The organism is Brevundimonas diminuta ATCC 11568, assembly GCF_000204035.1.
GTDB lineage: Bacteria > Pseudomonadota > Alphaproteobacteria > Caulobacterales > Caulobacteraceae > Brevundimonas > Brevundimonas diminuta.
Window position 1 is genome coordinate 130,928 of record NZ_GL883084.1, and the last position, 5,083, is coordinate 136,010.

Annotated in this window: 6 protein-coding genes; 4 read left to right on the top strand and 2 right to left on the bottom strand. The window is 63.5% G+C overall.

What is annotated here, in order from left to right; translation table 11 throughout:
* On the bottom strand, positions 1 to 966 hold a 966-nt coding region (locus BDIM_RS17735), incomplete at its 3' end, for a hypothetical protein (protein ID WP_040344457.1).
* 379 nt (positions 967 to 1,345) lie between these two features.
* Between BDIM_RS17735 and BDIM_RS00680 the strand changes: the two genes are divergently transcribed.
* The 4 genes from BDIM_RS00680 to BDIM_RS16725 all read left to right on the top strand — a co-directional run bounded on the left by BDIM_RS00680 (position 1,346) and on the right by BDIM_RS16725 (position 4,581).
* A complete protein-coding gene (locus BDIM_RS00680; protein ID WP_003163642.1) occupies positions 1,346 to 1,771 on the top strand; it encodes an HAD family hydrolase in 426 nt (141 codons plus the stop codon).
* Between the two features lie 83 nt (positions 1,772 to 1,854).
* On the top strand, positions 1,855 to 2,211 hold the full coding sequence (locus BDIM_RS18240; RefSeq protein ID WP_211205953.1) for a hypothetical protein: 357 nt from the start codon (positions 1,855 to 1,857) through the stop codon (positions 2,209 to 2,211).
* A gap of 785 nt (positions 2,212 to 2,996) precedes the next feature.
* A complete protein-coding gene (locus BDIM_RS00690; protein WP_244911879.1) occupies positions 2,997 to 3,788 on the top strand; it encodes a hypothetical protein in 792 nt (263 codons plus the stop codon).
* 487 nt (positions 3,789 to 4,275) lie between these two features.
* Positions 4,276 to 4,581 (top strand): hypothetical protein, encoded by a 306-nt coding sequence (locus BDIM_RS16725; RefSeq protein WP_088491649.1) that lies wholly within the window; start codon positions 4,276 to 4,278, stop codon positions 4,579 to 4,581.
* Between the two features lie 27 nt (positions 4,582 to 4,608).
* On the opposite strand, the gene BDIM_RS00700 is transcribed toward BDIM_RS16725, so the two are convergent.
* A partial coding sequence (locus BDIM_RS00700) for an ATP-binding protein (RefSeq protein WP_040344459.1) occupies positions 4,609 to 5,083 on the bottom strand: 475 nt, incomplete at its 5' end.

Here is a 5,083-nt window from a genome sequence, read left to right on the forward strand (position 1 = left end):
CGGCAGGACGGCGTCCACCGCCCGCTCGGCCGCGCTGAAGCGTTCGGACAGGCTGAGCGCCACCTTCAGCCGCGCCTGCCGCACCGCCTTGCCCCAGGCGCTGTCGGCCTTGAGCGGCAGGGCCATGTCGATCTCGGCCAGGGTCTCGGCGCACCAGTCCAGATCGGCCTTGAAGGCGTCCAGGTCGGCCTCGCCCCCGGCCGGGTCGAAGGCGGCGGCCTCGGCGGCCCGACGCGCCAAGGCCAGCAGGATGCGGTCGACGAACAGGCCCAGCTCGCTTTCGCCCAAGGCCGTCTCGGCGCTGAGCTCGCGCCCGCCCGGCGCGGCCAGGGCGGCGACGCGCAGGATCAGGCGCGCATCCTCCAGATGGGCGAAAATGATCTCCAGGAGGCGGCTGGCCCCGTCGGGGGCGATCCCGGCCGCCTGGCGCAGCGCCAGCTTCAGCTCAGCCGCCGTTTCCGGCCCCGAACGGCCGATCCAGTCGGGCAGGTGCGGCAAGGCTCTGCGCGCCGTCGCCGCCAAATCCAGGCAGGCCGCCAGCTCCTGCGCTTGTCCAGACGCATCCTCCGGCCAGATCTCGCCCGCCCGGTCGCGCAGGGCGAAGGCGGCGCTGAGACACAGGCGGTCGGCGATCATGCGCGACAGGTCGTCAGCGCGATCCAGCTGCGGCAGCAGTTCCGGCTCGTTGCGGGTGGCGCTGCGCCACAGCCGCCCCAGCACCGCCGGCGGAAAGCCGAGACCCGGCAGGCCATCGGCGCGGGGCTGAAACAGAGGCAACAGGGGCCCGAAGGCGATGTTGCGGCGACGCCGATCCAGCGCCTCGACCTCGATCATGTCGCGCAGGTCCGCCGCCCGGTCGCCCGCCATCGTTCCCGCCAGCCCCGAAAGCTGCGTCAGAACCCGGTCCGGACACCGTTCGATCAGCTGGGCCAAGGCGGCCCTCTGGGCGACCGACAGGTCCGCCATTCCCACTCCTCCGGCCGCACAGATTCACGGCCACGGCGCCGAGAGTGCGCCGTCGCGGGTTAACAGGGGATTTTGAGGCGTGATCGATAGCGTGGACAGGATCGCCCGCCCTTTGAGTGAACCTCGTTTCGCGTCTCTTGCGGCCAGACTGCAAACCCGCAGAATAGCTCCTTCTCTGATGCAATGGGTTGCAGGTCTGATGAAGCCGACCGTCTTGATGGTGGATGTCGATGGCGTCGTGGTTCGTCACCCTGATCCGTCAGGATGATCCGTTCGCATTGAGGAGGATCTGGGTGTTCCGCGCCAAGCGCTGCAAGACCGCTTCTTCAAGCCGTGGTGGGACGACGTCGTTCATGGCCGCGCAACGCTGCGGGACCGATTGGCGCCCGCGCTCGCGGACGTCGCGCCGCATGTCAGCTGTGATCAGCTGATCCGCTATTGGTTTGAAGGCGACGCCCATCTGGACGAAGCTCTGCTGCTGCAACTGGCCGAGGTCCGGGCGTCAGGCGTGCCGCTGCACCTGGCGACCGTTCAGGAGCATGAACGCGCGTCCTATCTGTGGGACAGGCTCAAGCTTCGCGATCGGTTTGACGACATCCACTATGCCGCGCAGCTTGGCGTTTCGAAGCCATCACAGGATTTCTATGCGGCGGTCGAGCAACGCGTGGGCCTGCCCGCGTCAGCGATCGCCTTCATCGACGACACCGCAAAGAACGTCGAAGCCGCACGTGCGCGCGGCTGGAATGCTGCGCTTTGGACCCCCGGCGCAACGCTCAGCACGCTCATTCCAGAACTGAGCGATTAACCGCAACGTCCGCTTCCTCCCCTTAGGCCCAATGTCAGCTGTCGACCCATTGCGGACATGAGCACAGCAATCCAATGTCCCCGATGTCTACCCAAGATAGCCTGACTATAGGGGACCGTTTGCAGCTTGGCGGCGGCTATGAACCCAATTCCGCTTGGCTGTCCGGTCGAGCATCGGTTCTTGGCACAGTGACCCAATTCTTACCGGGTCAGAATGGATCGCGTGCCGTCGTGGTCCAGCTCGACGAACCAATCAGTGGCGAAAGCCTGTCTGGTTCGACGGTCGTGCTCCAGCTTCGGTATGCCGATGCGAAATGGGAGCCGACCGAGACCGTGCACGTCGAACTGTGCGATTTCACTCCCGAGCCGAAGGTCTGGAAAGATCGGCGTCAGGGTGAATGGATCGAAAGCCACGCCACTTATCGCTTGGTTTCTGACTGACCATCGGGTCCGCTAACCACCCTTAAGCGAACTTCGCTTCATGACGCTTAGCGACGTTATGCTATCCAAGTATCCACGCACCTTGCGCGATGCCACATGCCCCAGAAGCGGTAAAAAGTGCAGTCCTGCCCCGAGCCGGCAAGCGCCGCCAGAACCACACCAACTCCGACCTCAGCTCTAAAACCACCAAGGCTGTATCTCGGGGCTTCGACTGTGCTGCCCCCGCTCTCCGTTCCAGGAGCAAGTTGTTCGTATGCCACGGCATGTGGGAACCCCAAGCCCCGCCAGTCGCAGGCACGATCTGAACCGATCACGCGATAAGGAGGAGGCGTGCTGCGCAACGCCTGCGCCATGAGCATGCAATCTGCCCCCAACGGACCATCCATTCTCTGCCCCGGAACAGGGAGAGCTATTCCGACCATTGTCACGATTAATAGCAGCGAAGCGGTGACTGCCGAGGCCTTGCCTACAGTACCGATGCGTCTTTCCATCCGGCCCCCCAACGCGACGACGAAACTAGCAGATTGATGACCGCTTCCCACCCTTAAGCGAACTTCGGTTCACGACCCGTTGCGGACTTCTCATTCGGACGATGTCGGCGGCGCCGTCGGCGTTGGCACACTACACCGTGGCAAAAGCCACCACTTCGTCGAGCGGCTCATCGGGATGGCTTGACGTTGTAATAAATCGAGTGTCGTCAGACCCGTCGCCACTTATGAACCGGTCGATCCCGCTTCTCATAGCGCCGCAGTTTCGGCTACCATTCCTCATTGATCGGGGAAATCATGACGGACCAGTTGCAGCAAGGCAGGGAAGTAGCATCTGACGTCAGGAAGCCCGCAGCGCCGACCAGCGTCCCGGTTAGTCGATCAGGAGGATTTCAGCTTGCCAAACGGCTGACTGAGTTTTTCTCCGTCGTCACCGCCGCATCGTTTGCCGTGTCAATATTCGCAAATCAGGCGGTATTTGATCGTTGGGGTCTGAACTTCCTCCAACTCGCAACGGTCACTGACGTCGTAATGTCGGGTCTGTCGCTTCTCTTCTTTGCCATTCCCTTGGCAATGGCGCTGCTGGCCGCTAGGGTCATCGGAGGTTTTAGAGGGCGGTTGCGCTGGTTTGGCCGGATTGCGCTCATCATCGCCGCCCTTGTTTTCGCCCTGGGCCTCTGGGGGTTATCCCAAGGCGAAGCCGACCAAGGCGCAGCGGCTGCGGTGTCCTCGAGCGGCTTCGTGCTGGTGGGTCTGCTCGGTCAACCCGCTCTGCGTTTTCATAGAGAAAGGAGCCTGCGCGCCGGCATCGCAGCCATCGCCGCCGCTATCCTCGCCGCCCTCACCTTGGGCCAGACAGTCGCCTACACCGTGAAGAGGTATGAGGCGCGCGGCTATTCCGCCGACGCCCAACTCTATCTTCAGCCCGCGATCCCTTCTTGCAAAGGTCGAGCGCTGTGGGTTGGTGAGCGTGCCGTAGTGCTCGACTGCAGCGAACGAAGCGGCCCCCGCAGTATCAGCATCATCTTTGGACAAGAGGATCGGCTCTACAGAGCTGTGGCACCCCAACGGGATGGGGGAGTCCGCTAACCACCCTTAGCGGACTTTGGCGAATTGAACTTAGGAGAACCGATGATCATCGCCACGATGTTGTTCACTGTCTATCAATCTGCACCGCCTGCCGCACTGCGGCCTGAACCTGCCGTCTGTGAACTATCCGAGCGTGACCTAGCGACAGGATCTCGGCTTTGGTGCCCTGCCGAGCTCCGGAGGCGAGTGCCGCAAAGCCTAGTGACGACGATGCCCATCGATGGGAAGGGCAAGGGATGGGCGCTGTTGAAATGCGACCTAGGCGAAGGTGGCGTAACGACGGCGTGCAGTCTGGTCGATGAGTCGGAACCGGGTTCTTCGTTCGGCGCATGGGCGACGCGCGTTCAGCTCAGAGCGACTGCGCAGTGCACCGATGGCAGCTTTCCCCCGGCTGGTGATAGCTACTACGCCTTTGCTCGATGGGAAGTTCGTTAGCGTCTGCTTCCCACCCGTTGCGGACATAAGCTCTGGACTGCAAGCTGACCCCATGGGAACGAAATTCAGCGCTGAAGATGCGTGCGCCTACGAAACTCTGGATCGCCTCTTGTTTCGTCAGTGGGATCCCATTGGTGTTTCGGACATGGAGGGATCGGCTGACGATGAATATCGAGCCTATCTGCCCGAATTCTGGAGGTTGGTGCGATCCGGCTCCACAGAAACACAGATCGCCGAGTATCTCTCAGAGATCGAACGTGATCGGATCGAGTTCGAAACCAGCGACGAGCACAGGCTGGACATCGCACGAAAAGCTATCGCCTTGGTCGCAACTTGGCGCCTAGCGGTTCGCCCTTAGCGAAGGGCCCTCCGCGCTTCCTCGCCCTCACCCCTCCGCCGCGGGCAGCTCCAGCACGACCTTCAGGCCGCCCATGTCGCTGTCGGCCAGGGTGACGCGGCCGCCGTAGGCGCGGGTCAGTTCGTCGACGATCGACAGGCCCAGGCCCGTGCCGGGCGTGTCCTCATCCATGCGGGTGCCGCGTTTCAGGGCCGTGTCGCGCTGGTCGGCGGGCAGGCCGGGGCCGTCGTCCTCGACCACGGCGATCATCTGGCCCGGCGTCGACGGCCCGGCCGAGATGCGGACCCGGCGGCGGCACCATTTGGCGGCGTTCTCGATCAGATTGCCGAAGATCTCCTGCAAGTCCTGACGCTCGCCCAGAAAGGCGAGGTCGTCGGGGGCGCGCCAGTCGATCTCGACGCCCTTGGTCTCGAACACCCGCTCCAGCATGACGGCCATCTCGTCCAGCACCTCGGCGACAGTGGTGCGCTCGCCCAGGCCGTGGGCGGCGCGGGCGGCGGCG

Coding starts and splice junctions, on each gene's coding strand:
- BDIM_RS18240 (WP_211205953.1), top strand. CDS start 1,855: ATGTCTACCCAAGATAGCCTGACTATAGGGGACCGTTTGCAGCTTGGC.
- BDIM_RS00690 (WP_244911879.1), top strand. CDS start 2,997: ATGACGGACCAGTTGCAGCAAGGCAGGGAAGTAGCATCTGACGTCAGG.
- BDIM_RS16725 (WP_088491649.1), top strand. CDS start 4,276: ATGGGAACGAAATTCAGCGCTGAAGATGCGTGCGCCTACGAAACTCTG.